This is a genomic window from Streptomyces sp. NBC_01296, from assembly GCF_035984415.1.
In the GTDB taxonomy this organism is placed as follows: domain Bacteria; phylum Actinomycetota; class Actinomycetes; order Streptomycetales; family Streptomycetaceae; genus Streptomyces.
In genome coordinates this window covers 389,489-414,673 of record NZ_CP130720.1, presented here as the reverse complement: position 1 = coordinate 414,673, position 25,185 = coordinate 389,489, and the positions used below count along the sequence as shown (strand labels likewise).

22 protein-coding genes and 7 pseudogenes are annotated in these 25,185 nt (G+C 70.4%); 17 read left to right on the top strand and 12 right to left on the bottom strand.

Translation table 11 applies throughout. The features are described from left to right. Positions 1-114: 114 nt before the first annotated feature. Positions 115-192, bottom strand: a pseudogene (locus tag OG299_RS42620) (hypothetical protein); the annotation flags it as partial. Positions 193-339: 147 nt separating this feature from the next. On the opposite strand from OG299_RS42620, the gene OG299_RS02040 reads away from it, so the two are divergent. Beyond that, positions 340-1,359 (top strand): hypothetical protein, encoded by a 1,020-nt coding sequence (locus OG299_RS02040; protein ID WP_327360196.1) that lies wholly within the window; start codon positions 340-342, stop codon positions 1,357-1,359. Between the two features lie 217 nt (positions 1,360-1,576). Continuing rightward, positions 1,577-1,777, top strand: a pseudogene (locus OG299_RS02035) ((2Fe-2S)-binding protein); the annotation flags it as partial. A gap of 64 nt (positions 1,778-1,841) precedes the next feature. Here OG299_RS02035 and OG299_RS02030 read toward each other — a convergent pair. After that, a complete protein-coding gene (locus OG299_RS02030) occupies positions 1,842-2,198 on the bottom strand; it encodes a hypothetical protein (protein ID WP_327360195.1) in 357 nt (118 codons plus the stop codon). A gap of 165 nt (positions 2,199-2,363) precedes the next feature. On the opposite strand from OG299_RS02030, the gene OG299_RS02025 reads away from it, so the two are divergent. After that, positions 2,364-2,657, top strand: coding sequence for a hypothetical protein (locus tag OG299_RS02025; protein ID WP_327360194.1), 294 nt, complete (start codon positions 2,364-2,366; stop codon positions 2,655-2,657). Between the two features lie 363 nt (positions 2,658-3,020). Here OG299_RS02025 and OG299_RS02020 read toward each other — a convergent pair whose 3' ends face one another. Next, positions 3,021-3,296: a hypothetical protein gene (locus tag OG299_RS02020; protein ID WP_327360193.1), complete on the bottom strand. Its 276-nt coding sequence runs from the start codon at positions 3,294-3,296 to the stop codon at positions 3,021-3,023. Positions 3,297-3,801: 505 nt separating this feature from the next. On the opposite strand from OG299_RS02020, the gene OG299_RS02015 reads away from it, so the two are divergent. The 3 genes from OG299_RS02015 (at position 3,802) to OG299_RS02005 (ending at position 7,980) form a co-directional block, all read left to right on the top strand. Continuing rightward, entirely contained in the window at positions 3,802-4,296 is a 495-nt protein-coding gene (locus tag OG299_RS02015; RefSeq protein WP_327360192.1) for a hypothetical protein, read from the top strand. A gap of 591 nt (positions 4,297-4,887) precedes the next feature. Next, the gene (locus tag OG299_RS02010; RefSeq protein WP_327360191.1) at positions 4,888-5,163 is read left to right on the top strand and encodes a hypothetical protein; all 276 of its coding nucleotides are present in this window, start codon (positions 4,888-4,890) and stop codon (positions 5,161-5,163) included. A 699-nt stretch (positions 5,164-5,862) separates the two neighbouring features. Next, positions 5,863-7,980 (top strand): trehalose-6-phosphate synthase, encoded by a 2,118-nt coding sequence (locus tag OG299_RS02005; RefSeq protein ID WP_327360190.1) that lies wholly within the window; start codon positions 5,863-5,865, stop codon positions 7,978-7,980. Between the two features lie 91 nt (positions 7,981-8,071). Here OG299_RS02005 and OG299_RS02000 read toward each other — a convergent pair whose 3' ends face one another. Together OG299_RS02000 and OG299_RS01995 are read right to left on the bottom strand one after the other, a co-directional pair. Then, on the bottom strand, positions 8,072-9,019 hold the full coding sequence (locus tag OG299_RS02000; protein WP_327360189.1) for a M56 family metallopeptidase: 948 nt from the start codon (positions 9,017-9,019) through the stop codon (positions 8,072-8,074). Then, a complete protein-coding gene (locus tag OG299_RS01995; RefSeq protein WP_327360188.1) occupies positions 9,016-9,393 on the bottom strand; it encodes a BlaI/MecI/CopY family transcriptional regulator in 378 nt (125 codons plus the stop codon). The genes OG299_RS02000 and OG299_RS01995 overlap by 4 nt, the downstream gene beginning before the upstream one ends. 122 nt (positions 9,394-9,515) lie before the next feature. On the opposite strand from OG299_RS01995, the gene OG299_RS01990 reads away from it, so the two are divergent. From OG299_RS01990 to OG299_RS01965, 6 genes and pseudogenes are all read left to right on the top strand, one after another. After that, a complete protein-coding gene (locus OG299_RS01990; RefSeq protein ID WP_327360187.1) occupies positions 9,516-10,199 on the top strand; it encodes a DedA family protein in 684 nt (227 codons plus the stop codon). Next, on the top strand, positions 10,196-10,804 hold the full coding sequence (locus tag OG299_RS01985; protein ID WP_266638112.1) for a phosphatase PAP2 family protein: 609 nt from the start codon (positions 10,196-10,198) through the stop codon (positions 10,802-10,804). The genes OG299_RS01990 and OG299_RS01985 overlap by 4 nt, the downstream gene beginning before the upstream one ends. Then, a complete protein-coding gene (locus tag OG299_RS01980) occupies positions 10,801-11,478 on the top strand; it encodes a phosphatase PAP2 family protein (protein ID WP_327360186.1) in 678 nt (225 codons plus the stop codon). Before OG299_RS01985 ends, OG299_RS01980 begins: the two co-directional genes overlap by 4 nt. Positions 11,479-11,592: 114 nt before the next feature. Further along, positions 11,593-12,501: pseudogene (gene efeO, locus OG299_RS01975) on the top strand (iron uptake system protein EfeO); the annotation flags it as partial. A gap of 896 nt (positions 12,502-13,397) precedes the next feature. Then, a complete protein-coding gene (locus OG299_RS01970; protein ID WP_327360185.1) occupies positions 13,398-13,961 on the top strand; it encodes a papain-like cysteine protease family protein in 564 nt (187 codons plus the stop codon). A 10-nt stretch (positions 13,962-13,971) separates the two neighbouring features. Next, positions 13,972-14,841 (top strand): LPXTG cell wall anchor domain-containing protein, encoded by an 870-nt coding sequence (locus OG299_RS01965; RefSeq protein ID WP_327360184.1) that lies wholly within the window; start codon positions 13,972-13,974, stop codon positions 14,839-14,841. Positions 14,842-15,121: 280 nt separating this feature from the next. Here OG299_RS01965 and OG299_RS01960 read toward each other — a convergent pair whose 3' ends face one another. Next, entirely contained in the window at positions 15,122-15,709 is a 588-nt protein-coding gene (locus OG299_RS01960; RefSeq protein ID WP_442817575.1) for a hypothetical protein, read from the bottom strand. A 127-nt stretch (positions 15,710-15,836) separates the two neighbouring features. Here OG299_RS01960 and OG299_RS01955 point away from each other — a divergent pair. Then, positions 15,837-15,959 (top strand): annotated as a pseudogene (locus OG299_RS01955) (dihydrofolate reductase family protein); the annotation flags it as partial. A gap of 359 nt (positions 15,960-16,318) precedes the next feature. After that, positions 16,319-16,603, top strand: coding sequence for a hypothetical protein (locus OG299_RS01950; protein ID WP_327364694.1), 285 nt, complete (start codon positions 16,319-16,321; stop codon positions 16,601-16,603). Here OG299_RS01950 and OG299_RS01945 read toward each other — a convergent pair. The 3 genes and pseudogenes from OG299_RS01945 to OG299_RS01935 form a co-directional block, all read right to left on the bottom strand. Beyond that, positions 16,576-16,956, bottom strand: a pseudogene (locus OG299_RS01945) (RNA polymerase sigma factor); the annotation flags it as partial. The gene OG299_RS01950 and the pseudogene OG299_RS01945 sit on opposite strands and share 28 nt — an antisense overlap. Before the next feature lie 670 nt (positions 16,957-17,626). Continuing rightward, positions 17,627-17,944: a hypothetical protein gene (locus tag OG299_RS01940; protein ID WP_327360182.1), complete on the bottom strand. Its 318-nt coding sequence runs from the start codon at positions 17,942-17,944 to the stop codon at positions 17,627-17,629. A 1,021-nt stretch (positions 17,945-18,965) separates the two neighbouring features. Further along, complete coding sequence (locus OG299_RS01935; RefSeq protein ID WP_327360181.1) at positions 18,966-20,657, bottom strand: carboxylesterase/lipase family protein; 1,692 nt, start codon at positions 20,655-20,657, stop codon at positions 18,966-18,968. 98 nt (positions 20,658-20,755) lie between these two features. Between OG299_RS01935 and OG299_RS01930 the strand changes: the two genes are divergently transcribed. After that, positions 20,756-21,694 (top strand): MerR family transcriptional regulator, encoded by a 939-nt coding sequence (locus OG299_RS01930; protein WP_327360180.1) that lies wholly within the window; start codon positions 20,756-20,758, stop codon positions 21,692-21,694. A 59-nt stretch (positions 21,695-21,753) separates the two neighbouring features. Here OG299_RS01930 and OG299_RS01925 read toward each other — a convergent pair whose 3' ends face one another. Next, a complete protein-coding gene (locus OG299_RS01925; RefSeq protein WP_327360179.1) occupies positions 21,754-21,879 on the bottom strand; it encodes a hypothetical protein in 126 nt (41 codons plus the stop codon). Between OG299_RS01925 and OG299_RS01920 the strand changes: the two genes are divergently transcribed. Next, positions 21,869-22,258 carry a hypothetical protein gene (locus tag OG299_RS01920; protein ID WP_327360178.1) on the top strand — a complete coding sequence of 130 codons (390 nt, stop codon included), beginning with the start codon at positions 21,869-21,871 and terminating at the stop codon, positions 22,256-22,258. The genes OG299_RS01925 and OG299_RS01920 overlap by 11 nt on opposite strands. Here the strand turns inward: OG299_RS01920 and OG299_RS42615 are convergent. After that, positions 22,224-22,394: pseudogene (locus OG299_RS42615) on the bottom strand (NADPH-dependent oxidoreductase); the annotation flags it as partial. The gene OG299_RS01920 and the pseudogene OG299_RS42615 sit on opposite strands and share 35 nt — an antisense overlap. 69 nt (positions 22,395-22,463) lie before the next feature. Between OG299_RS42615 and OG299_RS42610 the strand changes: the two are divergent. Beyond that, a pseudogene (locus tag OG299_RS42610) lies at positions 22,464-22,778 on the top strand (GNAT family N-acetyltransferase); the annotation flags it as partial. A 251-nt stretch (positions 22,779-23,029) separates the two neighbouring features. On the opposite strand, the gene OG299_RS01910 reads toward OG299_RS42610, so the two are convergent. Further along, the gene (locus OG299_RS01910) at positions 23,030-25,165 is read right to left on the bottom strand and encodes a xanthine dehydrogenase family protein molybdopterin-binding subunit (RefSeq protein ID WP_327360177.1); all 2,136 of its coding nucleotides are present in this window, start codon (positions 25,163-25,165) and stop codon (positions 23,030-23,032) included. Between the last annotated feature and the right edge of the window lie 20 nt (positions 25,166-25,185).

Below are 25,185 nucleotides of genomic sequence, written 5' to 3'. Positions count from 1 at the left end.
GGGGGACGAGGCGGGCGTGGTCGAGCCGGCCGGTGTCCGGCTCCAGCGAGACGAAGTACAGCAGTCGCAGGTCGTCCCTGCATGGCTCGTGACCGCCGATGCCGTGGTCGTCGATCAGGTCGCCGCAGCCGGACAGGACCGGATGCCCCGGTACACCTCGATCGGGCGCGGATGGTGCGAGGAGTGCCGGTGGACGGCGTCCGCCCCGCCGTCGACGAGTGCGTGTGCGAAACGGGGCGGAGGATGGCCACGGCCGCCACGGCCGCCACGGCCGACGCGATCGCAGCAAAGCCGGCACTCTTATGATCTTCTTAGGAGCGCTCCCTATCGTCGCCGCTCATGACGACCTCACGACTGTCCGCCGCGCTCGGCGTTCTTCTTGCCTCGGCACTCGTACACACCGGCCTCGCGCCGGCGGCCGCGGCGGCTCCCACCGGCTCCGGGCATGCGTACCGGCCCGCAGCCGCACCGGCCCAGTACCTCTACTCCTCGATCGGGGACTTCGACACGGAGGTCAAGCCCTTGATCGACCGGCCCGACATCGCGGGTGTGCAGGTGGTCGTTCCCTGGAGGGCCCTGGAACCGCGGAAGGACCAGTACGACTTCTCCGAGATCGAGGAGGCTCTCGCCTACCTCCAGGCACGCCACAAGAAGCTGTTCGTCCAGGTGCAGGACCGCTTCTTCAGCGCTCCCACACGTCTCCCGAGCTACCTCCTCACGGATCCGGCGTACGCCGGCGGCGCCGCGCCCACCACGAACGAGAACGGGCTGGGGCCCGGCGAACCCGGAGCCGTCGCAGCCCAGTGGAACCCGGAGGTGCGCCACCGCTTCCAGAGCCTGCTCGAAGCGCTCGCCGACCGCTTCGACGGGCGTCTGGCAGGGGTGAACCTCCCTGAGACCGCCACCGAGGTGGATGTGGCCAAGGACCGCAGCGGCTACACCGACGAGTCGTACTTCCGGGCCGAACTCGACAACATGGCCTTCGGCGCCAAGGTGTTCAAGCGGACGAAATTCATCCAGTACGTGAACTTCTGGCCCGGCGAATGGAACAACGACCACGGCCGCATGGCGAAGACCTTCGAGTTCGCCAAGGCCCACGGCGTGGGTCTGGGCGGACCGGACGTCCTGCCGAACCGCCAGGCGCAGATGGAGAACTCCTACCCCTTCTTCGAACGGAACCGCGGGTCGCTCCCGTTGGTGGCGATGGCAGTGCAGGAACCGGACTTCGAGTACACCAACCCCACCACCGGCAAGCCGTACACCAAGCAGGAGTTCGTCGACTTCGGCGGCCGGCATCTGGGCGCGGACGTGATGTTCTGGGCAACCAGCGCACCTTGGCTCCACCAGCCCGCCTCCTGAGTCCTGGCGGCTCCCGTCCGCGGCGGGAGCCGCCGAGCCGGCCTGCCGCCCCGGGAGCCGACCGGCTGAGGCGAGGAAGCGCAGGCGTAGGGATGGGTCGGACCTCCTCGGGTCAGAAGCCGTTCGCGGAAGAGGCCTTCGAACCCGGCCGGACCGATGATCTCGATCATTCGCGCCGAAACGGGGCCCGCGTTCCACATCGTGTGGAGCTCCCCGCGCCTGCACCGTCCTGGTGGACGGCCGGCGCGCCAACAGCTGCCTGCTCCTCGCCGTGACCCTCGAGGGCCGAGCGATCACCACCGTCGAGGGCTTCGCCGGGCCCGAAGGCACCCTCCACCCGCTTCAGCGCGCCTTCATGGAGCACGACGCCGACCAGTGCGGCGACTGCACCCCCGGCCGGCTCTGCTCCGCACTCGGGTGCCCCGGTCCGGAGTCCGTTGCGCGGGCCGCCTCGATGGGCGGGCCGCGCTTTGGGACGTCTGTTATTCCTGGGGGGCGTCGAAGCGGACGGAGCGGACCTCGAGGGTGTCCTTGGCCTGGTTGCCGTGGGCCTTGAGCCGCCACTCGGGGCCCTGGCAGTTCGCGCCGAGGTAGACGGTCACGGCGGTGTCGGTGTCGTTGTGGGGGCCGTAGCCCGGCTGCTCGTCGTCGTGGCCGACGGGGTAGAGGTTGATGCACTTGCCGCTGTGCGGGTCGTGCAGGGTTGCGAACTGCTCCTGCCCGTGGTCGTCCACGTACTTGTAGTGGAAGTTGCCCTGGGCGGCCTGTGCCGGGCCGGCGATCGACAGGACCAGGGTGAGGGCGCCGAGGCAGGCGCCGACGGTGGAGCGGAGCTTCATGAGGGGAAGGGTCCCTTCTGCAGGTGATCGAGGGTGATCTCGGGGTGGTGCGTGCCTGACTGACCCTAGGAGGGGTGTCCGGCGGCGAATCGATCCGCCTGATCATCCGCTCTGGTGCGTCACCCCGGCGCCACCTGATCGGACCAGAGCGCCTGACGTACTTCCATGGCAGCCGGGCGATCGGCCCCTGCCAGTGAGCCCACCGCCCTCCCCGCTCCGGTGAGCCTGCTGCCGTACGCGGTCCGGATCTCGACACCAGCCGCGAGGGTCCTCGCCGAACTCCCGGAGCACGCCGAAGAGACGTTGTGCGACCTGCTCGACGCCGCCGCGGCCGACCCTTGGGGATTTGGCCAGTGGGACCCCGAAGGCGAAGACGTCTGCATCGCGTCCGCCGGCCGGCTGTCCGTCATCTACTTCGCGAGACAGATGAACGCGGGCCGTGCTGTCCACGCCCGCTGATAGGCCGGAGAGGCCCGGGGGATCGTCCAGTCCGTCGAGAAGGTGACCTTGCTGCACGGCGGCGTCGCGTACGCCAGTGGCTGCATGGTCAAGAACATCGCGTTCGGTCAGCGCCCTGGCCGACTTCGCCAGGCCCGAGCTGCTGCCATGCGGCGGGCGGTCGCTCGGATGTTCTTCAGCGGCTGTTGCACGGGTCGTTGTCCGAGGACACCGGCTTGGTGTCTGCTGCCAGGCAGGAGGAGTACACCCGCGGCGGTGTGGGCCGCGGCTTCGGTTCCGACGTGGCGCCCATGGCAATGACTGCTCCGGCACAGGCACAGACGAAGGCTAGCCCTGCCATCGCGGCGAGCCAGGTAGCGCGGCTCACTGATCGCCCCGGACGTGGATATGGAGATCGTCACGGCAGCCGTCCTCGGTACCGACCCGGACTCGCGAGAAGACCAGCGTTCCGTCTGTCTTGCCTTCCTGCTTGGCCTTGGCCAGCTGCGTCTCGATGTCCGCGATGCGCTCGGCGCACTCGGCACTGACGGACTTCTCAGACTGCGGGGCCGGTGCCGGGGAGGCGTTCAGTTTGGCAGTGGCGGCGAGGCCGGCCGCGCATGGCACCGCCCACGCGGCAACCCACGAGCGGCGGTTCATCCGTATCGGCTTAGGCATCCAGGCATCCTACGAGCGCCGCGGCGTGCTGTCGCCGAATCGGGACTTCCTCGTCCACGAGACCAACAGCGGAGCCGGCTGGTGTCGCCGACGAGGGCGGCGTGTCTGACCGATCGCGAGTCAACCTTGACCGGCTGTTGTTCAGCCTCGACTGCTCGCCGAAGTCGGCGCGGGCAGCCGCCCTTGCCCCTCTCGTCCTGGGCCAGGACCGGGTGTTGCTGGCCGAGGTGGGGCGGATCGCCCCAGTGTCTCCGTGACCGCGGCCTGCTCCACCACCACCCCTATCGGTGCCGCGCCCGGCCGGGCCGCGTCCGCGGAGCGGACTGTGTCCGCGCGCCGACTGGTCGTGCAGGCTCAAGAGGTACCCGCGAGTAGGTTCCCAACAAGGGCTGGTTACAGTGTTCTTGACAGGCTGCCAGCACGTTTGCAGCCGGTGGGAGAACGTCCGTGCGGCGCTCTGCCGTCGCGCGCAGGAACGAAGGAAATCATGGGTTCGATACACAAGCGCATCGGCGCGGTCCTCGGCTCGGCCACGCTGCTCGTCGGCGTGGCGCTCACGGCCGGGGCCGGAACCGCGAGCGCCGCCGACGAAACGGGCGACCTCACGCCCGACGCCGACGTCGCCGTTCTCACGTCCGGGATCTCGGGGCTTGCCGCGATGTCGGCGGACGGGTCGTACACGATCAACATCATGAGCCCCACGGACGGCCACAACATGGGCTTCGCCCGCTGGAACGCCGACCCGCAGCCCGCGCCCGACATCCCGGGCGACTCCCTCATCGCCAAGGACATCAGCCCCGATGGCTGGGCGGTCGAGGCCGAGCTGAGCACCGGCCGCATCGCCTCCACGCGCGGTCACAAGGCGATCTACATGACGGTCGCTTCCGGCAACCTGCCGGAGGGTCACCCGTACAAGCTGCGAGGGTGCGTCGTGAAGGGCAGCGAGCGCAAGTGCACCCCCTGGCACGCGGTCCACGCCTGATCCGCTAACGGGCCGGGCCGCTCAGCGGCCCGGCCGACGCCAGGGCCTCGGGCACGGTGCCGGCTCCGTCGGCCGGACCACCCACGCTAGCCCGATCCGGCTGGGCGGGGCGGCGTTCGGGCTGGTCGAGGACCCGGTTGACATCCACGGCGACCCGCACCGCCGGGCACTGCTCGTTGAGCAGCCCACCGTCGCGACACCGTCACCGGCCCGCAACACGGCACCGTCGTCACAGACACGCACTTGCTGATGAAATGCTGCGCGCGAGCCGGCCACCGGTGACGGGCCGCCGCTACGCCGTCGGGCAGGCGGTGTGCGACCGCGACCGCCAGGCGCACGGCCACGTCGTGGGCCTCTACCCCTCCCCGCTCGTGACGCGCCTGGCGGATTCGGCCGGTTTCCAGTGGGTCGCCCGCACCGTCCCCTGCGAGCCGGCCGGACCGCAGCCGGCCGCCGGCGACGCGGACCGGGTGGCTTTGCTGACGAGTTGCGGCTCTGGTCCACTTTCTGTGGAGGCTCACGGAACGTGATGTCAGTGGGCTGTGGTGGTATGGCCGGACTCTGCTGTTGACCTGCTGGGAGGCCACTGTGATGCCCGTATATCCGTCTCTGACCCATGCCCTGGCCGAGGCCTTGGTCGGCACCCTGTGGTTCGTCGAGGGCAGCGAAGACGAGCAGATGGATTCGGACGATGCAGTGAAGGTGCTGGAGGGCGTCGCCCGTTTGTTCAGCCAGCTGTCGGGTGATCAGCGGCAGGAGCTGATGGATTTGCTCAGCGAGATGGCTGAAGCGGAGTCTGACCCGGCCCGACGGGAGTTCCTGGCAGGGTTCCCGGAAGGATTCAGTCTCGTCGAGGACGCGTCCTGAGTGAGCCTTCAGAAGTAGAGCAGGACGCGCGGCTGCTGGGCATCGCGGCCGGCTGCGGTGGCACGGAGGTGGAGTTCACCCCGCTCCGCGGGTGTGTATCGGAGGGCTCGGTCAAGGGCCGCCGCCAGCCCTTTCGGGGTGGCGGCCTCTTTTGCGTGTGCTCGGCGACTTCCAGCGTGTTGTGAGCACTTCCGGGAGGGGTCGCCGCCCCCCGCAGGGGTGAATTCCGCCTCGCGTACGTGTGCGTGGCTTGTGCGGTGTCGGCGCTGACACGCCACCCGGCAGCAGCTCTCGTGAGGCGTCGACGCGCGGCGCTGCGTGGCCCCCCCACAGCGCAGTCGCCCGGTCGGGGCCGCAGCCGGTGCCGTGCCGGACACTTTGCACCGATACTTGGGAAATACCGAGCATAACGCCTCAAGCGCCTTATTCTGCTTTCTCTTTGTCCGTTGCCCGGGGGCTGGCCTTGTCGCACTCTGCCATGGGAGATGTTTTGTACCAGACCGGTCCTGTCATCGAGGAGTTGGTGGCCTCCGCGCGCAGTGCGCCCGAGGGACTGGTCACCCGGCTCGTGTGCAGCAGTGATGCCGATGCCGCCCGACTCGGCCGGGCGATCAGACACCTGCGGGACATGCCGTCCGAGCCGGGGACGAGGGCCTGTGACGGGAGTTGCGTGATCGACCCGGTGACTCACGATCCCGCATGGTGAGTGGCGACGAGGGAACCGCGGGTGCGGCCAGGGTGCTGGTCGCGGATCTGGACGGCACCCTGCTGGGCGGGAGCCCGTACGAGCGGCGCAAGCTCTTCGATGCCCTGCACCAACATCCGGACATCACTGTCGTCTTCGCGACCGGCCGTAGCCTGCCCTCCGTAGAGGCCCTTCTACGTGAGGACCCCCTCGTGCCGCGGCCGCACTGGATCATCGGCGACGTCGGGTCCACCGTCGTCGACGCTGCCCGTATGGCGCACGCCAGAGGGCTGGAGGCACGGCTGAGGTCCGGGTGGCCGGGAGCCGAACGGGTCCGCGCGGCGCTGGAGGCGTTCCCGCAGCTCGTGTACCAGGAGCGGGTACCCCAGGAAGGCCGCTGCTCCTTCTACCTGGACCGCGAGGACCTGTGCGACGAGGTGACCGTGGCGGTCCGCGCGCTGGGATGCTCCTGGTCGTATGCCTCGGGCCGCTACTTCGACGTTCTGCCGCCCAACGGGGGCAAAGGGCGTGCGGTGCAGCTCCTCGCCCGGCACCTGCGGTGGTCTCGCCAGAAGATGCTCGTGGCCGGGGACTCCCTCAACGACCTGTCACTGTTCCGGCTGGGCACGCACGCCGTCGTGGTCGCCAACGCGGAACCCGCCCTGACCGCGCAGGTCCCCTCGAGCACCCGCGTCCACCACTCGAACCTGGAAGGCGCGGCCGCGGTGCTCGAGGCGGTGGAACGCCTCGGCTGGCCGGTCAGGCACCCGGTGGTGATCGGCTACCACCGCCCGCCCGTGCGCTGGCTCGACGGCACCTGGCAGCCTCCCTCCAGCCCCAACGGCGTCCTGCCGACCCTGCAGTCCGCGCTGGGAGACAAGCGCCTGGACGCCGTGTGGGCAGCCGCCCACATCGGCGCGGAACCTCCCGGGCCGCCGACGCCGCCCCCGCCGACAGCCGGCGGACCGAAGCTGTCCCTCCTGACGCTTGCCCCCGACCGTTGGGCCGGCTACTTCCACCACACCTGCAAAGAGACCCTGTGGCCGGCCCTGATGTCCCGGCCCGACCTCATCCGGGACCAGCCTGCCCACTGGCCCGACTACGAAGCCGTCAACGCCACCTTCGCACGGCACATCGCCTCCCTCGCCGAACGGGGCGCGACCGTCTGGCTCCACGACTACAACCTCTGGCTCGTGCCCGGCATTCTCAAGACGCACCGCCCTGACCTGAACATCGGGCTGTTCCACCACACGCCGTTTCCCCACCCCGACGTCTTTTGCCGCATCCCGGCAGCCGACCAGCTCTGTGACTCACTCGCCCGCCTGGACTGGGCCGGCTTCCACACCGCGGATTGCGCCGACAACTTCCGCCGTCTCCTCGCCGGCACGCAGGCGCCCGCACCGTGCATCGGCGTGCACCCCCTCGGCATCGACCGCCGCGCCGTCAGCGACCTCGCCCGCCTCCGGGCCGCAACTCTGCCGCGCCCTGCGAATGACGGCGTCCAGCTCGTCCTTTCCGTGGAGCGACTCGACTACGCCAAAGCCCCGGTCCACAAGATCCGCGCGCTGGACACCCTCCTCACCGAGGAGCCCGCACTGCGCCGGAAGGTCCGCTACCGCCTGATCTGCCCACCTCCCGAGGCGGGCATCCACGCATACGACTCGACCCTCGCCGCGCTCGAGGAGGCCATCACCCAGATCAACCACCGATGGCGCACGCCCGGATGGGAACCCGTCGAGTACATCCCCCACAACCTCGACTTCACCGAGATCATCGACCACTACCTGGCAGCCGACGTGTTCTGGGTTGCCTCGCTCGCCGACGGCATGAACCTCACCGCCCAGGAATACGTCACCGCCCACCACGCCACACGCCGTCCTGGCGTCCTGGTCCTCTCTCGCCACACGGGAGTGGCCCAGCACCTGGGCAGCGCAGCCGTACTCACCGACCCGCTACTGCCGCACGACCTGGTGGCCACCCTCCGCTCCGCGCTCGCCATGACGACGGCCGAACGCGCCGCGCACATGACCCGCCTGGCAGACCTGCTCCACACCCCGGACCCCACCGAATGGGCACACACGATCATCACCGCCATCCGCGCCAGCGCCACCCCCCGTTCAATGACGCGCTGAACGGCACGTTAAGGCGCAAGCCGCGCTGCAGGTGCGAGGTGCGGTCTCGACCGGAGGCAGACGGGCACATGTGCCGTCAATTCCAGGACCTTCAGCGTCCGGGGAGTTCGCCCTGGGCGACTTCGATGCCGTCGTGGAGGTCGTCGGCTGCCTGGAGGGATGCGCCGGCGGAGAGTGCCAGGCAGGCCACCAGTGCCAAGACTGCGGCGCGCTGGGCGAGGGGCCGGGTCGTCCTGGACTCTGTGGCGTGGCCGAGGAGGGCGGCGACGCGGCGGGGAACGGGGCCGGTGGTCGCCGAGAGGGCCACGCCGGGACGCGTACGGCCGGCCGCAGAGGAGGCGCGGGTCGCGAGAGCGGCCCGGCCGATGGCCCGGGCGGTCAGAGGCCGGCTGCCCACGGCGCGGGCGGCGGCTTCGTCGGCACTGCGTTCCAGCGCGTAGGCGAGCGGCTCACGCAGGGTCCGCAGTGCGGGGTGGCACAGGCCGGCCAGGTCGACCACGGCGGTGAAGAGGTGGTGGCGCTCCCGGAGGTGGGCACGTTCGTGGGCGATCAGGACCTCGCGCTCGGGCGCCGGGAGCGCGCGGAGCATGCCGGTCGTGACGACGATGCGGCCCGGGCTTCCGGGGAGGGCATAGGCGTCGGGGTGCTCGTCCGGCAGGACGACGAGTTCGCCGTCCGCCTGGGCGGCGAGCTTCCCGGCGTGGCGGAGCTGGGTCCAGCGCCCGCGTACACCGCGTACCAGCCGGGCGGTGCACCACGCGAGCAGGGCCCCTGCGGTGACGGCGATCGCGATGACGGCGTCGGGTGATCCGCTGTTCAGCGGGGTGAGCAGGTGGCCCAGCGCGGCGACGACGTGCAGGTGGGTGGCACCGGGGACGATCAGCAGGGCCAGGGCGCAGGTGCTCGCGGCGGCGAGACCGGCTGCGGATGCCGTCAGCAGCCACATGGCCTGCCGGGGCGGCAGGTTCGAGGCCAAGCGCCTGCCCGCCGGCGCGACCAGGAACGGCACGACGAGGGGGAGCCAGGCGATGTGGATCACGTCGTGTCTCCTTCCCCGTCGAGCAGGGCGCGAAGCAGGCGCTCGTCTTCGCTGCTCAGCTGGGAGACGAAGCGGCTCAGCACGGCCTCGCGGTCCTCGTCCTTCGCGAGTTCGGCGTGCATGCGCCGGGCGGTGAGGCCGGAGGCGTTCTCGGTGGGGACGTAGGCGAACCCGCGGCCGGACCGCTTCCGGGTCACGGTGCCCTTCTCGTACAGGCGGGACAGGATCGTCGTCACGGTCGTGCGGGCGAGCGACCCGCCCATTATCTCCTGGACCTGGCCCGGGGACAGCGGGCCGTCGGCGGCCCAGAGCGCCGCCAGCACGCTGGCCTCGAGCTCGCCGGCAGGGCGTCGCTCCGGGTTCCTGTCGCCCATGGGTGCATTCCTCCACGCATCGATCGTCTACAGTGCTGTAGACCGTCTACGGAACTGTAGTCGTCAGTCGGCAGGGCGTCCCCTCGGACCCTGCACCTCTCACCCTATGGGAGCTGTTCGACATGGCCTTGCCCGATCTCGCCGCGGCGTCGCAGGCGCTCAGCCTGCAGGCCGTCAACCTGCTGGACGCCGGTTCCCTCCTGTCGGCGTTCGGCGCCCTCGGTATCGCGGTCGTCCTCTTCGCCGAGACCGGCCTCCTCGTCGGATTCTTCCTCCCCGGCGACTCCCTCCTCTTCACCGCCGGTCTGCTCTGCGTGCCGGGCAACCACGGACCGGTCCACCTCTCGCTCCCGCAGGTGCTGTGCGCGGCCGTGGCCGGAGCCCTGCTCGGGGCCCAGGTCGGCTACCTCCTCGGGCGGCGCGGCGGACGCGCCGTGCTGGCCCGCAGCCACAGCCGCAAACTCCACGAGGGCGCCGCGAAGGCCGAGGAACTCCTTGACCGGTACGGACAAGCCAAGGCGATCGTCCTGGCCCGCTTCGTGCCGATCGTGCGCACCGTCTTGAACCCGATGGCCGGGGCCCTGAACGTCCCGGCCCGCGTCTTCACGCTCTGGCAGGTGATCGGCGGGCTCGTGTGGACGGTGGGCCTGGTGCTGGCCGGGTACGCGCTCGGCTCCTCCGTTCCCAATGTCGATCGCTACCTCCTGCCGATCGTCGCCCTCGTCGTACTCGTCTCCCTCGCCCCGCTCGCCGTGGAAGTGATCCGCCGGCGGGGCAGCCGCACTTCGAACGGAAGCTCGCTTTGAGCCTGCTCGCCCTGGACGGCCCCGCCGTCGACGGAAATCTGTACACCCGGCTCACCGGTCTCGCCGAGCGAGCGCCCGCGTGGCTCGACGGCCTGGTCACCGTCTGGTCGACGTATGGCCTCGCCCTCTTCGCCGTGCTGATGGTGGCAGCCTGGTGGCGCGCCAGGGCTGCCGCCGACGCAGCGAGGACCGCTACGGCGCTGGCAGCGCCCCTCGTCGTGGTCTTCGCCTTCCTCGCCGACACTGGCATCAAATCGGTCTTCCGGGAGCAGAGGCCCTGCCAGACCCTGCACACGGTCACACTGGAGGCCTGCCCGCCGCTGGGCGACTGGTCGTTCCCCAGCAATCACGCCGCCATCGCCGCCGCGGCGGCCGCGGCCCTCTGGGTCACCGACCGTCGGCTCGCGGCGATCGCCGTGCCGGCCGCACTGCTGATGGCCTTCTCCCGGGTCTGGGTCGGTGCCCACTACCCGCATGACGTCGTACTCGGCCTGGTCGTCGGGGCAGTCATCGCCTGGTTGCTGACGCGTGCGGCCCGCCGCGCGACCCCCCTCGTACTGCGGCTGGGCAGTACGCCGCTGCGACCCTTGGTCGCCCCCCGGTGAGGGCGCCCGCCGCACCGCGAGTCACCCGCTGGGCCCTGGCTGCAGCGCTGTGTGCAGTCCTGTTCGCCGTACTGACTGCGCTCGTCGCAGCCCGCCACGGCAGCCCGTACCCACTCGACGAGAGTTTGCACCGCTGGTCGGTACAGCACCGCCCCGCCGTCGCGGTGGCCTTCGCGCGGGCCGTCACCGCGACCGGGACCGGCCCCGTCCCGTACCTGTGTGCCGTGGCCGCCGGGCTCATTGTCGGATGGGGCCGGGGCAGCCGCGGCCGGCTGCTGACGGCTGCGGGGGCGCTCGGATTCCTGCTGCTGGCCCAGGGCATGCGCTACGCAGTCCTGTACGGCGTGGCCCGGCCGCGTCCGCCCGTGGCCGACCGGGTGACGCACGCGTCCGGGTTCTCCTTCCCCTCGGGCCATACCGCCACCTCGGCGCTCGTGGCCGGGTTGCTGGCCTGGGCGGTGTGGCGCGCGGCTTCGCCCGCCACCGCCCGGCTCGGTTGGGTCCTGTTCGCCTGCTGGGCCGTCACGGTCGGCCTGACCCGCGTCTACCTCGGCGTGCACTGGCCCACCGACGTCCTCGGCGGCTGGCTCTACGCCCTCACCTGGCTCACTGCCGCCATGGCTGTGGACGCCTGGGTCGGACCGGCTCGGGCGCTCCGAGAGGTCGTCGGTTGAGGGGCGGTCCGTGGCGATGTGAGGCAGAGGTCGCGCCTGCGCCCCGGTGGAAGACGTATCGCCTCGCATCGTCTACAGCACTGTAGACGAAAGGGCGGCCTTACCTAACCCGAGGACGACCGGATCGTCGCCGAGCGGGAGAACATCGGCCCGGGCACCAAGGCGACCATCACCGCCGAGATCAAGGCGGGCGACTACGAGTTCGCATGCAAGCCCGGTATGAAGGGCGACGGCATCCGCGCCAAGGTCAAGGCGACCGGCAGCGGCGGCGGGAAGCGCAGCCCCGAGCTGGACGCCGCCGTCGCCGCGTACCGCAGCTACGTGCTCGCGCAGGCGGAGGAGTCCCTGCCCGCGGTCAAGACGTTCACCGATGCCGTCCGCGCCGGTGACGTGGAAGCCGCGAAGCAGGCCTTCGCCTCTTCGAGGCGTGGCTGGGAGCGGACCGAGCCGGTCGCGGAGTCCTTCGGAGACATCGACCCGAAGACCGACGTCCGCGAGGACGGCTTGGAGCCCGGTCAGAACTGGACCGGCTGGCACCGGCTCGAGAAGTCCCTGTGGGCCGACAACAAGATCGGCGACGAGGAGAAGGCCCTCGCCTCGCAGCTGGACACCGACATCGCGGAGTGGCACAAGCGCGTCGGCACGGCGGAGATCACCCCCACTTCCATGGCGAACGGTGCCAAGGAGCTGCTGGACGAGGTCTCCCGCAACAAGGTGACGGGTGAAGAAGACCGCTACAGCCGCACCGACCTGGCCGACTTCAAGGCCAACGTCGAGGGTGCTGAGAAGGTGTACGAGCTCCTGAAGCCGGTCACCGCGAAAAACGACCCGGAGCTGGCCAAGAATCTGGACGCCCAGTTCGCCGCGATCAACACGCTGCTGGACAAGTACCGGGCGGACAAGAGCGGCTACGACTTCACCGCGTACGACAAGGTCACCGAGGAGCAGCGCAAGGAGCTCTCGGACGGCGTCAACGCGCTCGCCGAACCGCTCTCCAAGCTCGCGGCGGCAGTCGCCAAGTAGCCCGGGACAGCAAGCAGACCGGAAGCAGGCAGGGGAGCAGTGATGTCCGAAGCGGACCCGGAGTCCAGTCAGAGCGGCAGCGGCGCGACCGCGGACGCGTCCGCAGCGGCACCTCGAGGCGGGCGCTGCTCGCCTGGGGCGGGGCCGGGCTTGCAGTCGGCGCCGCCGCAGTGGGCGGCACCGTGGCGGCGCTGCGCCAGAACCCCGCGCCGGCAGCCCCCGGCACCCCTGGGGGTGGCGGTGCCGTTCCACGGCCGTCGATGCTCACGCCTACGTGAACGTCGTGCTCCAGCAGGAAATCACACCACGCGTCGTCCAGAAGTGCGGCGTTCGTCTGCACGCTGTGCTTGACGCCCTTGAAGGGGGTCATGAGGGCCGCCAGGTGTTCGCGACCGGTGGCCAGCGGCTCCCCGCCGTGCCACACGGCCTCGAACGCAGGATCGTCGGCCGCCCACCCACGGGTTGACGGCCGCGGCTACGGCCTCGGCGATGGTCGCCGGCATCCGGATCCGGTCCCGCGGGTGGGTCGGCCTCTGTCTCGGCACCCCGCCGGGTGCGAGAACGCCCCCATCCTGGGCAGGGGGCGCGTGGTCAGCGTCATACGCCGCTGAACCGGGCCGCCCGCCTCGGAGGGGGTTGCTCGTAGGGACAGCACCGCGGCCGCATTCCGGCTACCCGGGGTCGAGTTCATGCGGGTCGCCGGGGTCTAGGACGGGGCCGGGGATTTCGCTGTCCCAGCGAACGCGGCGCCGGTCTATTGCGCGATTACATGACAAGTAATCAGTAGGGGTTGAATAGGTCTGATCCCCCTATTACTTAGGCATGCCGCGCTGTCATATTCGTGCCGGGTTGCCTCGCTCATCTCGTTGCACCCATTCAGAGGGGAAGGCAGGAATATGGGCAAATTCAGGTACGGAACCGCGGCGTCGGCGGTCGTGCTGGCGGCTTTGGGGTCGCTCGCGGCCGCGGGAGGCACGGCTCACGCGGAAGCGGGTCAGGACAGCATCGCCATGCTGAAGCAGGAGAAGACCCAGTGGTGCTGGGTCGCATCCGGGCTGACCATCGCCAAGTTCCAGGGCTTAGGCTCCACGCAGGCGGACTTCTGCAACCGGGCACAGCCCTACTACGGCTGCAACAACCAGCCCGCCACGCTCGACGACATGGCCAGGGGCTGGAGCAGCCTCGGCTTGACCCACACCGGCTCGGGCCTGAACAGCGCGGCCACGTTCAGCCAGGTGTACACCGACGTCAAGGCGGCCCGGCCGATCGGTGCCCGCATCGGGTGGGCGTCCGGTGGCGGCCACATGAACGTGGTCTACGGCTTCGACACGTCGAACAACACGATCGCCGTGGCCGACCCGTGGCCGGACACCACCACGTATACGTGGTGGAACTACAACGACTATGTGAGTAACAGCTCATCGAAGTGGACCCATTCCCGCATCGGTATCTCCCGCTAAGGCAGGCGACATGCGCCACACCGAAATGTTCGGCAAGCGGGCGGGCTCTCGCTTCTCCCGCCTGTCCATCGTCATCGCATTGAGTGCATCCGCACTGCTGTCCGTCGTCGGTCCGGCTCATGCCGTCCCGGCCAAGGACCCTCTCCCGGCCGACATCCCCGACTACCAGGCCGCCCTCAACGCGGTGAAGTCCACCGACGTCAAAAACGCCGTCTGCCGCTTCCTGCGCACTCCGGTGCCCACCGGCGGCGGAGGCGGGCCGGTGCAGGCGATCCCCGAGACGGCCGAGCCGTGCCAGGGCCTGCCCCTCTTCACGATCAAGGATCCGCTGGCACGGAACGAGATCACCCCCGGGTTCGTCGCGGGCACCGCCAAGCCGCTGCCCACCGAGGCGATCGAGCTGACGCAGCTGGTCTCCTCGCTGAGCACCACCGTCAACGGCCGCACCGCAACCGTCATGCTCGCCCCCACCCAGGGCGGCGGCTGGCACCTGGCGGCCATCCGCGACGGCGACAGCGACGCCACCTACGCCGGCAAGGCCACCCTGGGCACGCTGGTCTTCACCGAACCGCAGATCCGCGGCTGGTACCAGCTCAAGCTCACCACCGTGGAGCCACTCAACGACGAGGCCCGCCAAGGCCTGGGCGGCCAGGCATCGGTGTCGCTCAGCGACTACCAGAAACTGGTCAAGGCCCGCTACGCCGACAAGCTGCCCGGCTCGCAGTACGACACCAACGGCTACTCCAGCGGCTACAGCTCCCCGCCCAAGACGGACAGCACCTCCTCCTCTCTGCTCCTTGCCGGTGGTTCCAGCGCGGCACTCGCCCTCGCGGGCGGCGCCGCCATCCTCCGCCGACGCCGGCGCGCAAGCACCGGCTGAGGACGACCGCGTACGCCGCTCCTCCGTCCCGGCCTGGGCAGCCGGCCGGGACGGAGCTGCGACCGCAAGGAGTAGGGCCACAACCTGTCTGATGACGCGGCATGCAGCTGGATGGCATTTATCTGCCCTTGGGCCCAGCGTTCATCCAGGTGGGGCTTGTAGGGGTCGAGCTGGCTGGGCCGGGGCTGACGCCTCCCGGTCAGCAGCTGTTCGGGGACTGCTGCGCGCTCGTTGTCCAGGGCCCGAACTGCGGCGATGGGCGTGGAGGGACTGGCGGCGGTCAGGAAGTGCCTCGGCGCCGCCGGACGTATGCGACCGTGACGACAGTGAGCAGCGGCCCCCACAATAGGAGCGGCAGGTAGCAGGCGTTCATGATCCACGCAGCCGCGCCCTGGGGGGCCTCGGACCCGCCTCCGGAGGCGGGCAGGGCATCCCAGAACATCAGCAGCATCACCGCCGTCACCGCGAGCGCCCCCAACGCTGCCGGGCCGGCCGCCGCCCACACCGGGATGCGCCTGTCGCCCAGCCCCGGGATCCAGCGCGGTGTCCGCTCGCCCCACGGTCTGACCAGGCCGATCGTCAAGAAGGCGAGCGCCTCGGTGATGAGGGTCAGCAGCGTGATGTAGGAGGAGGTTTCGAGGCCGGGCCGCCAGTCCTGCGCCAGCTGTCCGCTGAAGCCGACTGGTATCCCCACGGCCATGGCCATTCGCCACAGTCCCGACGGGAGGACGGCCAGCGGCACGGCATGCGCCGCCCGGTTCACCCAGCGTGGCACGGAAGGGGAAACGGCATCAGCACGGGTGCTCGGATGGCTGTCGTTGCCGGCGTTCGTGTTTGCGTCGGCGGTCGGCGTTTTCGCAGGGGGCATGGTCATCTCCGGGGACGGCGGGTGTCAACGCAAGGCTTGCAGGGTGCCCCTGTGGCCCACATCGCCTCGCAGAACCATCGCGATCACCTGTCCGGATGAGCTGCCGTCCCCCTCGGGGCGCAGAGCCATGGCGGACTTCGCCGACTACATGGCGATGCCGAAGTACGTAGTCTCCACCACCCTCACCGAGGACCACTTGGTCTCGAACTGGGGCGAGACCACCATTCTGCGGACGCTCGACGAGGTCGCCGAGCCGCTGGCAGCCGCGGTCTCCGCGACCGCACACCCCGCCCTCCACCGGGCGCTCGCCCACCTCGGTGCGGACTCCTTTGACGAGCGCTTCGCGTACGGTCTGTCGAGGATCCTTGCCCGGCCGTGAGCGCACGGGGTCGCCGCGGACCCAGGGCGGCCTGCAACTGAGCCGGCCGGGGGAAGACCACCCGGAGCCTTTCGACGCGTCCGTTGCGGCGGAACATGAGCCAGGCGAGGTTCGGCGGGCAGATGTGGCGGGCACCGTCGTGGGTGACGTCCATCTCCCAGATGACGATGTCCCGGCCCGCCACCACATGGCGTACGTGCTGACGTACGCCGCCCTCCAAGTAGTGGCGCATGACCGGGACGGGGTGCACCCGCTCGCCCGCCCGGCCCAGCCGGCCCACCATCTCCGACTCGGCCGGCCACAGCTCGGAGATCTCCCTGGGCAGGCCTCCCGCATCCCAGGCCCGCAGCGTCGCCACCGCCTCGTCCCGGCTCGCCTCCGTCACCGCGGCCGCATCACCCTGCGCCTGCGAGGTGGTCGCCGTCAGGTTCCGCGCCATGTGCGCCCGGGCATGGCTGAGCCTGCTGCGCACCGTGCCGACCGGTACCTCGCAGGCCTCGGCGATCTCCTGGTAGGTGGTGAGGGCACTGAAGTGGCGCAGCATCAACACCAGTCGCAGGTGCTGCGGCAGGTTCTCCACCGCCTCCCAGATCCAGTCGCGCATCGCGTGTTGCTCGATGTGCCGTTCGGGCTGTGATCGGTCGTCGTCGCGCGACTGCAGCTGCTCCAGGCCGTCAAGGCCGGGTACCTCGTGGTTGGCGCGCCTGCGCATACGGCAGGCGTTGCGGACGATCGCCCGCAGCCAGGCACCGACTGCCGCGCCGTCGCGGACGTCGCCGATGCGCCGCAGCGCGGTCAGCGAGGCGTCCTGCACCGCGTCGTCCACGTCGGGCCCGTGACCGAGCAAGCTCAGAGCCACCGCGCGCATCGACGCCTGATGCCGCGGTCAGCAGCCCGAGAGCCCCGGTCTCACCGCCCTGCGCCCTGCGCGTGAGCTCCTCGTCCGTGCGCTCCGAGGACGGCCCGAGAGACGCCACGATCAACACCTCCCCGTGGTGAGCCTGCCATGAATGTAGTGCCGAAGGGGAGTTGAGCTGCCCCCGCTTCTCAATGCCGACGATACGGCTGGTAGCGACCGCCCGTCGCGCCGTATGCGAGCTTCGAGTGTTGCCTCGATATGCGGACGTCGAGGTTCGGCAAGGGCAGTGTGTGAACCGATCGTTCTCCCCTCTGCCACGGACCAGTGACGTCAGAATCCGGTTCTGGCACAGATCTTGGGGAGCCGTCGCAGAGCGGATACTTACCGACCGCCCCGGCTCCACACCTCCCACCTGGATCGACGCGTCGACGCCAGCCGGCCGCCTGCTCTCACAGGCTTCGCACTCCACGTGCTCCGGGACCTCGCCGCCGTGACCGCCGGCCTCCCTCTCGACTGGAGCTTCGGCAGCATCGAGGTGCCGTCAATCGCATCAAGAAGATCAAGCGGCAGCTGTATGGTCGCGCCGGATTCGAACTCCTCCGCAAGACGATCCTGCTTCAGTGACTTTCCGCGATCGCGAGCTCAGATGTTGCGTCAGAACGCCTTCTGTCCCCACTCGTCAGAAGCGCGGCCCGACAGTGGGATGCGAGTCCAAGGCGCAGGCCGCAATCCGCAGTTGCGCTTCCCAAGCCGCCTCGTCGAGTCCCAGCGTGTACTCCATGCAGCACGCGCATGGCGGGAGTAGCGCCACGAATGCTTGCTCCTCAGCGGTCTCGACCTCCACCTCCGACCACTCGTCCGATGCCAACTCGGCGAGATCCACCTCACCGGCGGTGATTCGCGAGGCCAGCCTGCGCAGCGCGTATCGTCGGGCCAGGTGGTGATCGGGCAGAACGATCCCCGATTCCAAACCGCCCTGCGTGCTGACCCAACTCACGCTGCTGCCCCGGTGACGCTCCGCAACCGCTCCCCAAGATCTGTGCCAGAACCCAGCACCCGTCGAGAACGGCAGCCCTTCGCGCGTGCTCCGGCCCGCTACGCCGTCAGCCCGCACAACGTCCGACGGTCGTGGGCGCTCTTGCATCGGCCGACTGCGGATTGTGACATGTCTGTTGTCCGAAGCGGCTCGAGGACGAACATGCCCGCAGCGGGACGGGCACGGGGTCGCCGGCCTTGCTGGTGGCCCCGGCTCGCCGCCGGGGCCACGTGGGCGGGGTGCGGTTCGGGGCCGCAACCCGACGGGCCGAGTATGGCCGACTGATGCGAACCCTGCCCGGGCCTCACGCCTGCTGCGCCTGCTGCCGCTTTGCCGCCGAACCCTCTTCCGAGTGAAGTACTCTCAGCCAATACTTGGGGCCAGGGGTGCTCGGGCATGCGAGTGCTGATCCCGCAGGTCGCGCACCTACTCCACGTACGCGGCGACCAGCATGAGGTGGGCAGCGAACCCTTCGCTGGGCGCTTCGCCTCCAGTCACTGGGGCCGCGCGCCCTCGTTCGACAAGGGCTGCGTGCGCGTCTGCTGGCGTTCGCGGCCCAGCTCGCCGAAATATCGACGGGCCTGACCCTATGGCGAACGTGGACAGGCCGGCGCTGGATGACGAGCTGGGAAGGCCGCAAGCGCTACGGCGCTGGTCGGGTGACGCCCTTAGGTGATTGCCGGGCTGAAGTTACTCGCCGGATGCCGTCGTCCGGGCCATGAATGCTTCCGCCGGCCCGGGAACCGGCAGCACCTCGCCTTCGGGTACGGACCCGACGGCTGCCCCGGCTCCCGGCTGGTACGCGAACAACTGCGCCTGACACCGGACATGCTCCTGCGCCGGATGCCGGAGCTGCGACTGGACGAGCGCCGTCCGGAGCCACGGATGCAGCCCGCCCAGATCCACCGCTCACCGCAGGCCCTGTGCGCCGCCTGGTGACCTGCCCGCCGGGGCCGCGTGCCCCTGCTGGCCGCCCTGAGGCTCACTGAGGCAGGCCTGCCCAGAACGAGCAGTGGTGTGCGGAATCCGCATCGACGGGACGGACTCCACCGGGTCCGGGAGTCAGCGACTGCACCGACCGTGCGTGGGGAGACGAAGGGCGCAGGACGGGCCAGCGGGGGGCGCCGGGGCTGTTCGGGTCTCCGGTGCGCGCGAAGTTCGTCCAGTATCCGACCATCCGGTCGGACAGGCCGCGTTGGGCGTCGCTCAGCGTTCCCTCGGTGGGGAAGGAGGCGAACAGGAACGGCATCTCGAAGCCGTGTGCCGACCCGTAGGGGAAGCCCGGGTTCGCCGGCAGGCCGGCGAGGACAGGAGCGTTCGGGTCGTTGAACTCGTAGCCGTAGAGGGGGAGTCCGGGGGCATGAGCGGTCATGGCCCGGCTTGCCGCCAGTGTGGTGCAGGTGAGGGATCGATCGGTCAGCACAGCGGCCCAGGCCAGTGCGGGCGTGGGGTGGTGTGCCGCCGGATACTGCGCCTCGACGGCCGGAGCCGAGGGCCCGAAGGCGTCCTTCAGGCGGGCGCGGTAGTCCTCCTCGGTGCGGATCGGGAACGCGGCGAGCGTCAGGCCGACGAACATCCGCATCTCGTCGTGGTTGGTGCCCTGCATGACCGGCACGCGGTGGAAGCGTCCCGCGGCCAGCGCCAGGTCCGGCGCCTCGGGCAGCAGCGCATTGCCGAAGGCGGGCCGGTTGAAGGACTGCATCAGCGGCGCGGTGGCCAGGCGGTCCGTGCTCTGCCCGCGCAGGCACGCCAGTACTTCGTCTCCGCCCCCTGTGGTGCAGCCCAGCTGCCGGGCGGCGTCCGTTCCGGCCGCCTGCACATCGCCCTGGGAGGCGAACGGCTCGTACGCCGGGGTTCCGGGTGCGAGAGCGCCGCGCGGGAAGGACATGAAGCAGGAACCACTCTGGAGGACGGCCCGGCGGAAGAGGCCTGCGGCCGTCGGCGAGGTGAGGTGTGCACAGATGCTGAGGGCGCCCGCGGATTCGCCGAACAGCGTGACATTGGCCGGATCTCCGCCGAAGCGCTCGGCGTTGGCGCGAACCCAGCGCAGGGCGGCCTGCTGGTCCGCCAGGCCGAACGGTGGGGCGGAGCCCAAATCGGGGTGGCCGAAGTAACCGAAGATCCCCAAGCGGTAGTTGACCGTGACGACGACCGTGTCGCCCCGGACCACCAGTTGTTCGGCGTCGTAGTCGCTGCCGGAACCGCCCAGGAACGCACCGCCGTGCATCCACACCATCACGGGCCGCTTCTGCCGGGTCGGCTTCGCGGTCGGCATGGTGACGTTGAGGTAGAGGCAGTCCTCCGACCCGAGGACCGCGCCTGCTCCTGGTGCCGGCATCTGCACACAGCGCTGAGCCGCCGTCGTCGCGTCCCGGACGCCCTGCCATGCGGCAGGGGGCACCGGGGCCTGCCAGCGCAGCGGTCCGGTCGGCGGTGCCGCGTAGGGAATGCCGAGGAAGGTGGCGTACGAGCCGTGTGACACGCCGCGTACCGCGCCGTGGTCGGTCCGTACGACCGTACCGGTCCGCCCCGCGGAGGGGGGAGAACCTGGTGGGGCGGCGGTCGCCGGTACGGCGGTGCCCGTGAGCAGGGCCAGCGCGCACAGCAAGGGGAAGAGCACCGCGCGGAGCCGGTGACGTCGGCGCGGGCTGGGTGCTGTCGTGTTCGGGGACATGCGTATCCACCGTTCCTGGTCGGAGGCGGCCGACTCGATGCGGTCGGTTCGGTGATCAGTACGCTAGGACCTCCCCCGCGCAGGAGATTCAAGGGACTATGACGCACGACACATGGAGCATCGGTGAACTCGCCGCCGGAACGGGCGTCCCGGTGAAGACCCTCCGCTACTACTCCGACAGCGGTCTCCTGCCGGTTGCAAGCCGTAGCACCGGCGGCCATCGGCGCTACGGCCCCGATGCGTGGGAGCGCATCCGCCTCATCAGACGCCTGCGGGCGCTGGACACTCCGATCGCGACCATCACGCAGGTGGTCACCGGGGAGTGCTCCCTCGGCGAACTGGTTTCGAGCGAGCTCGAATCGGTCCAGGAGCGGCTGACCGAACTGCGGTGGCGCCAGGCCACACTCATGTCCCTCGACGACTGCACGAGTGAGGAACGGCTCCGGCGCCTGGAGATCCTTTCTCGCGTGCAGCGGCTCCCTGAGGCGCATCGCAGCCTCACCGACCACTGGTATCGCGAACTGTCCGCGGCCATGCCCAAGCGCCGGCTCGACATCATGATCGCCATGTTGTCCCCAAGTCCCCCACAGGACCCCGATCCTGCTTCGGCCCTGGCCTATGCCGAGCTTCATCTGCTCGTCGCCACACCCAGCTTCACCCGCTGGACCCAGGACCATGACGAAGAGATGAGGGATGGTCCGGCCTTCTACGGGGAAATCGAGGATGCGGCCGCCCTGACGGCCGCCGCGTTGGCCCGGGGTCTGCCGCCCGGCCCGGGGGACACGGTGAACGCCTTCGTATCCGCCCACGCTCGAGCTCGGCGGGAGTCGGACACCCCCGCCTTCCGTGCGTATCTGCACGCGTTGGTGTCGAGGTCGTCCGGCTTCGACCCCCGCCTGGAACGCTATTGGGCCCTGGTCGGCACCGCCACCGGCGGACGCGTGCTGAACATGACGGCGGCGCACAAATGGCTGACCGAGGGGCTGTCGATCTCGATTGCAGCGACCGGGGCCGCATCGATCAGCTCGAACCGGTAGTCGCGCCACCAGCGCCATCGTCCCGAGCAACCCCTTTCCGGGCGGGGCCGCGCCCGCCATCAGGCCGCCAGCGGCCCTTGCGCGAGGATCCGGGCCGCAGCGAACTCCTCGCGGTTGGTCACGTCGTAGACCGGGAACCGGAGCTTCGCCTCCGTTCCGGAGGTGCCGTAGCGCATGGCGAACATTGCCGGTTCCACACGGTCGTACGAGCAGGCGGAGCGCACCCTCCGGCACTTGTCGCTTTGGCGCGGCCGCGCCCCGGAGGATCTCCCGGGCCGTGTCTTCGACCGGGGGGTGCGTGAGAGCGTGGCCACCACCGGCCGGGAACTCGGGCGCACAGGGGATCTCGTACCGGAGCTGCGGGCCGTGCAGGCGTCGGCGCCGCTGCGCAAGAGCGCCCGGACCCGCCTGATGCTCGCGCCGCGAGCCCTCGCGCTCGTGGTCGAAGCGGTGCACCCACTGGCCCCGATGCCGGACGAGGAAGCAGTGGAGCTCTTCCGGGCCTGCGCGGCTGGGGGAGACCCCTCGCGCCCTCACCCATGTCGACCTCGACGCCCGGTTTGACGTCGTGGTCGGCGATCCGGATCACCTTTCCGGTCATCGTGCTCGGACAGGGCCGCCGTCGTCTGCTCCGCCAGAATTGGGAGCTGGAGCGCTTCGGCGACGGCGAAAGCGTGCAGACCAGCGCGACAGCGCGCAGTGGCGTGGTGTCGGTCGTTGTGTCCGTAAGGTCCGGCTACCCCGCTGGTCATGCCGTATCCCGCCTTTCGTGCTGATACCTGCCGATCGAGGGTTCGGTCTGCACCGGGGGAGGGGGCTCCTGGCCAGTGGATCCGGCCCCGCCATTCGCCGGTGTCCTTCCGACCTGTGGCTGCCGGGCAGACCTTGTGGGCCATGCCGCTACGGGGTCGGGCCCGGGCACGGAGTGGCCGTGTTCCACCTGCGTCCCGAGCCGGAGGGCCCGCGGGACGTAGCCGAGCTCGGCTACCGGCTACGGCAGACGGCGTGGGGCAAGGGTTATGCCACCGGGGGCTCGCGCGCCTTGCTGGCCAAGGCGTTCACGGAGCTCGGTGCGCGCATGGTCTGGGCTGCGACGATGTCCGTGAACCACGGTTCGCGCAACATCATGGAGAAGCTCGCCATGACGCTCGCGGACACCCTCCCCACTCCCTCTGACATGGAGAAGGCCGAGGGCTCCGAGTACGGGGCGTGCGGTACGAGATCACCAAGGAGCAGTGGGAGCAGCGATGACCACGGTGTGATCGACCGTTCTGCATCCAGGTCACCGGAACCGGTAGGCACGGCGGGAGGCGGGCCAGGGCACCGATGGAAATGTCATGCGGGCTCGCCCTCGATGGCGGCCAGGACCCGGTCCGGGGTCAGGGGCAGCTCCCGAAGTCGCCTGCCGGTGGCGTGGCTCACCGCGTTGCCGATCGCCGCAGCGGCCCCGACGATGCCGATCTCACCGATGCCCTTGCTGCCCATCGGGTTGAGGTGCTTGTCGTGCTCGTCGATCCAGTGTGCCTCTACGGCGGGAACGTCGGCGTTCGCCGGTACGTGGTAGGTGGCCAGGTCGCGCTCCGCGAAGTCGCCGAACGCGGGGTCGAGGTCGCTGTGTTCGGTCAGCGCCATGCCCAGCCCCATCACCATGCCCCCGATGAGCTGGGAGCGCGCGGTACGCGGGTTGAGGATGTGGCCGGCGGCGAAGACGCCGAGGAGTCGGCGGACACGTACCTCGCCCGTGACGGTGTCCGCCTGGACCTCGGCGAAGTGTGCCCCGAACGCGTGGCGCGCGTACGGGGACTTCTGCTTCGCCGACTGGGTGGTGTCGGCGGACGCGGAGAGGCCCGTGGCGGGCAGCGGTCCCTCGTGCCGGGCCAGCCGGTCGGTCAGGGCGGTGCACGCGTCGTGCACCGCCCAGCCCCAGGACGCCGTGCCCGTGGAACCGCCGGCGACGGGGCCGGCGGGCAGCGCGCTGTTGGCGATGGCCAGTGAGACCGAGTCGATCGGTACGTGCAGGGCGTCGGCGGCGATCTGGGAGAGGACGGTACGGGCGCCGGTGCCGATGTCGGTGGCGTTGACCTCGATGAGGTAGCTCCCGTCGGGGCGGGCGTGGGCGCGGGCCCCCGAAGGGGCGATGTACACGGGGTAGGTGGCGGCCGCCACACCGGTCCCGATGAGGAACGCCCCTTCGCGGCGGGGCGGGCGGCGGCCGGGCCAGCCGAACCGGCGGGCGCCGTCGCGCAGGCATTCCACGAGGTGGCGGCTGCTGAAGGGGCGGCCGCTGTCGGGCTCGGTGGCCGGGTCGTTGCGCACGCGCAGCTCGACCGGGTCCATGCCGAGGGCGTCTGCCAGTTCGTCCATGGCCGACTCCAGGGCGTACATGCCGGGGGTCTCGCCCGGAGCCCTCATCCAGGAGGGCGTGGGCACGTCGAGCGCGGTGACGCGGTGGGTGGTGCGGCTGTTCTGCGCGGCGTACATGACACGGGCGGGTACGGCGGCCTGCTCGACGAACTCGCGTACCTGCGAGGTGTAGGTGGTGACCTCGTGGATGAGGGAGGTGAGGGTGCCGTCGGACCGGGCGCCCAGGCGGACGTGGTGCAGGGTGGGCGCGCGGTGGCCGACGGTGGCGGCCAGGTGCTGGCGGGGCAGCGCCAGCGTGACGGGCCGTCCGCAGTGCCGGGTGGCCATGACGGCGAGGACGACGTGGGGGCGCGGCGTGCCCTTGGAGCCGAACCCGCCGCCCACGTGCTCCGACAGGACCGTGATCCGGTCCTGCGGCAGGTCGAACAGCCCCGCCAGTACGGCCTGGACCACCGTGGTGCCCTGGCAGGAGTCGTAGACGGTGAGGTGGCCGCGCCCGGCGTCCCAGTCGGCGGTGGCGGCGTGCGGCTCCATGGGGTGGTTGTGCAGTGGCGGCACCGAGTAGACGGCATCGACGTGTACGGGCGAGGTGGCGAACGCCGCCTCGGGGTCGCCCTGTTCGCGGTGTGCCGGATAGCCGCCGTTGACCTTTTCGGGTGTGTACAGGCCGGGGTGCCCTTCGTGAAGGGTGACGTCGTGCGGCTCTGCTTCGTAGCTCACGTGCACGGCGTCGGCGGCGGCCCGGGCCTGCTCCAGGGTGTCGGCGATGGCCAGGGCCACATACCAGCCGCGGTGCGGCACCCGCAGGTCCTGGAGCAATTGGAGGGTGGGGTCGTCGGAGGGGCCCAGGCGGGGGGCGTCGTAGGGGGTGAGGACGCCCAGTACGCCGGACAGGGCCAGGGCGGCGGCGGTGTCGACGGCGGTGACCCGGCCGCGGGCGACGGTCGCGGGCACCGGCCAGGCGTAGGCCCGCCGGGGGAGGTGGTGCTCGGCGGCATAGCGGGCGGCGCCGGTCACCTTCTCCCGGCCTTCGAGCCGCGGGGTGGCGGCGCCGAGCACGGAGTCCGCGGGTGCGGTGGTGTCGAGGACGGCGGAGGTCGGGCTCATCGTGGTCCTGTTCCTGGTCG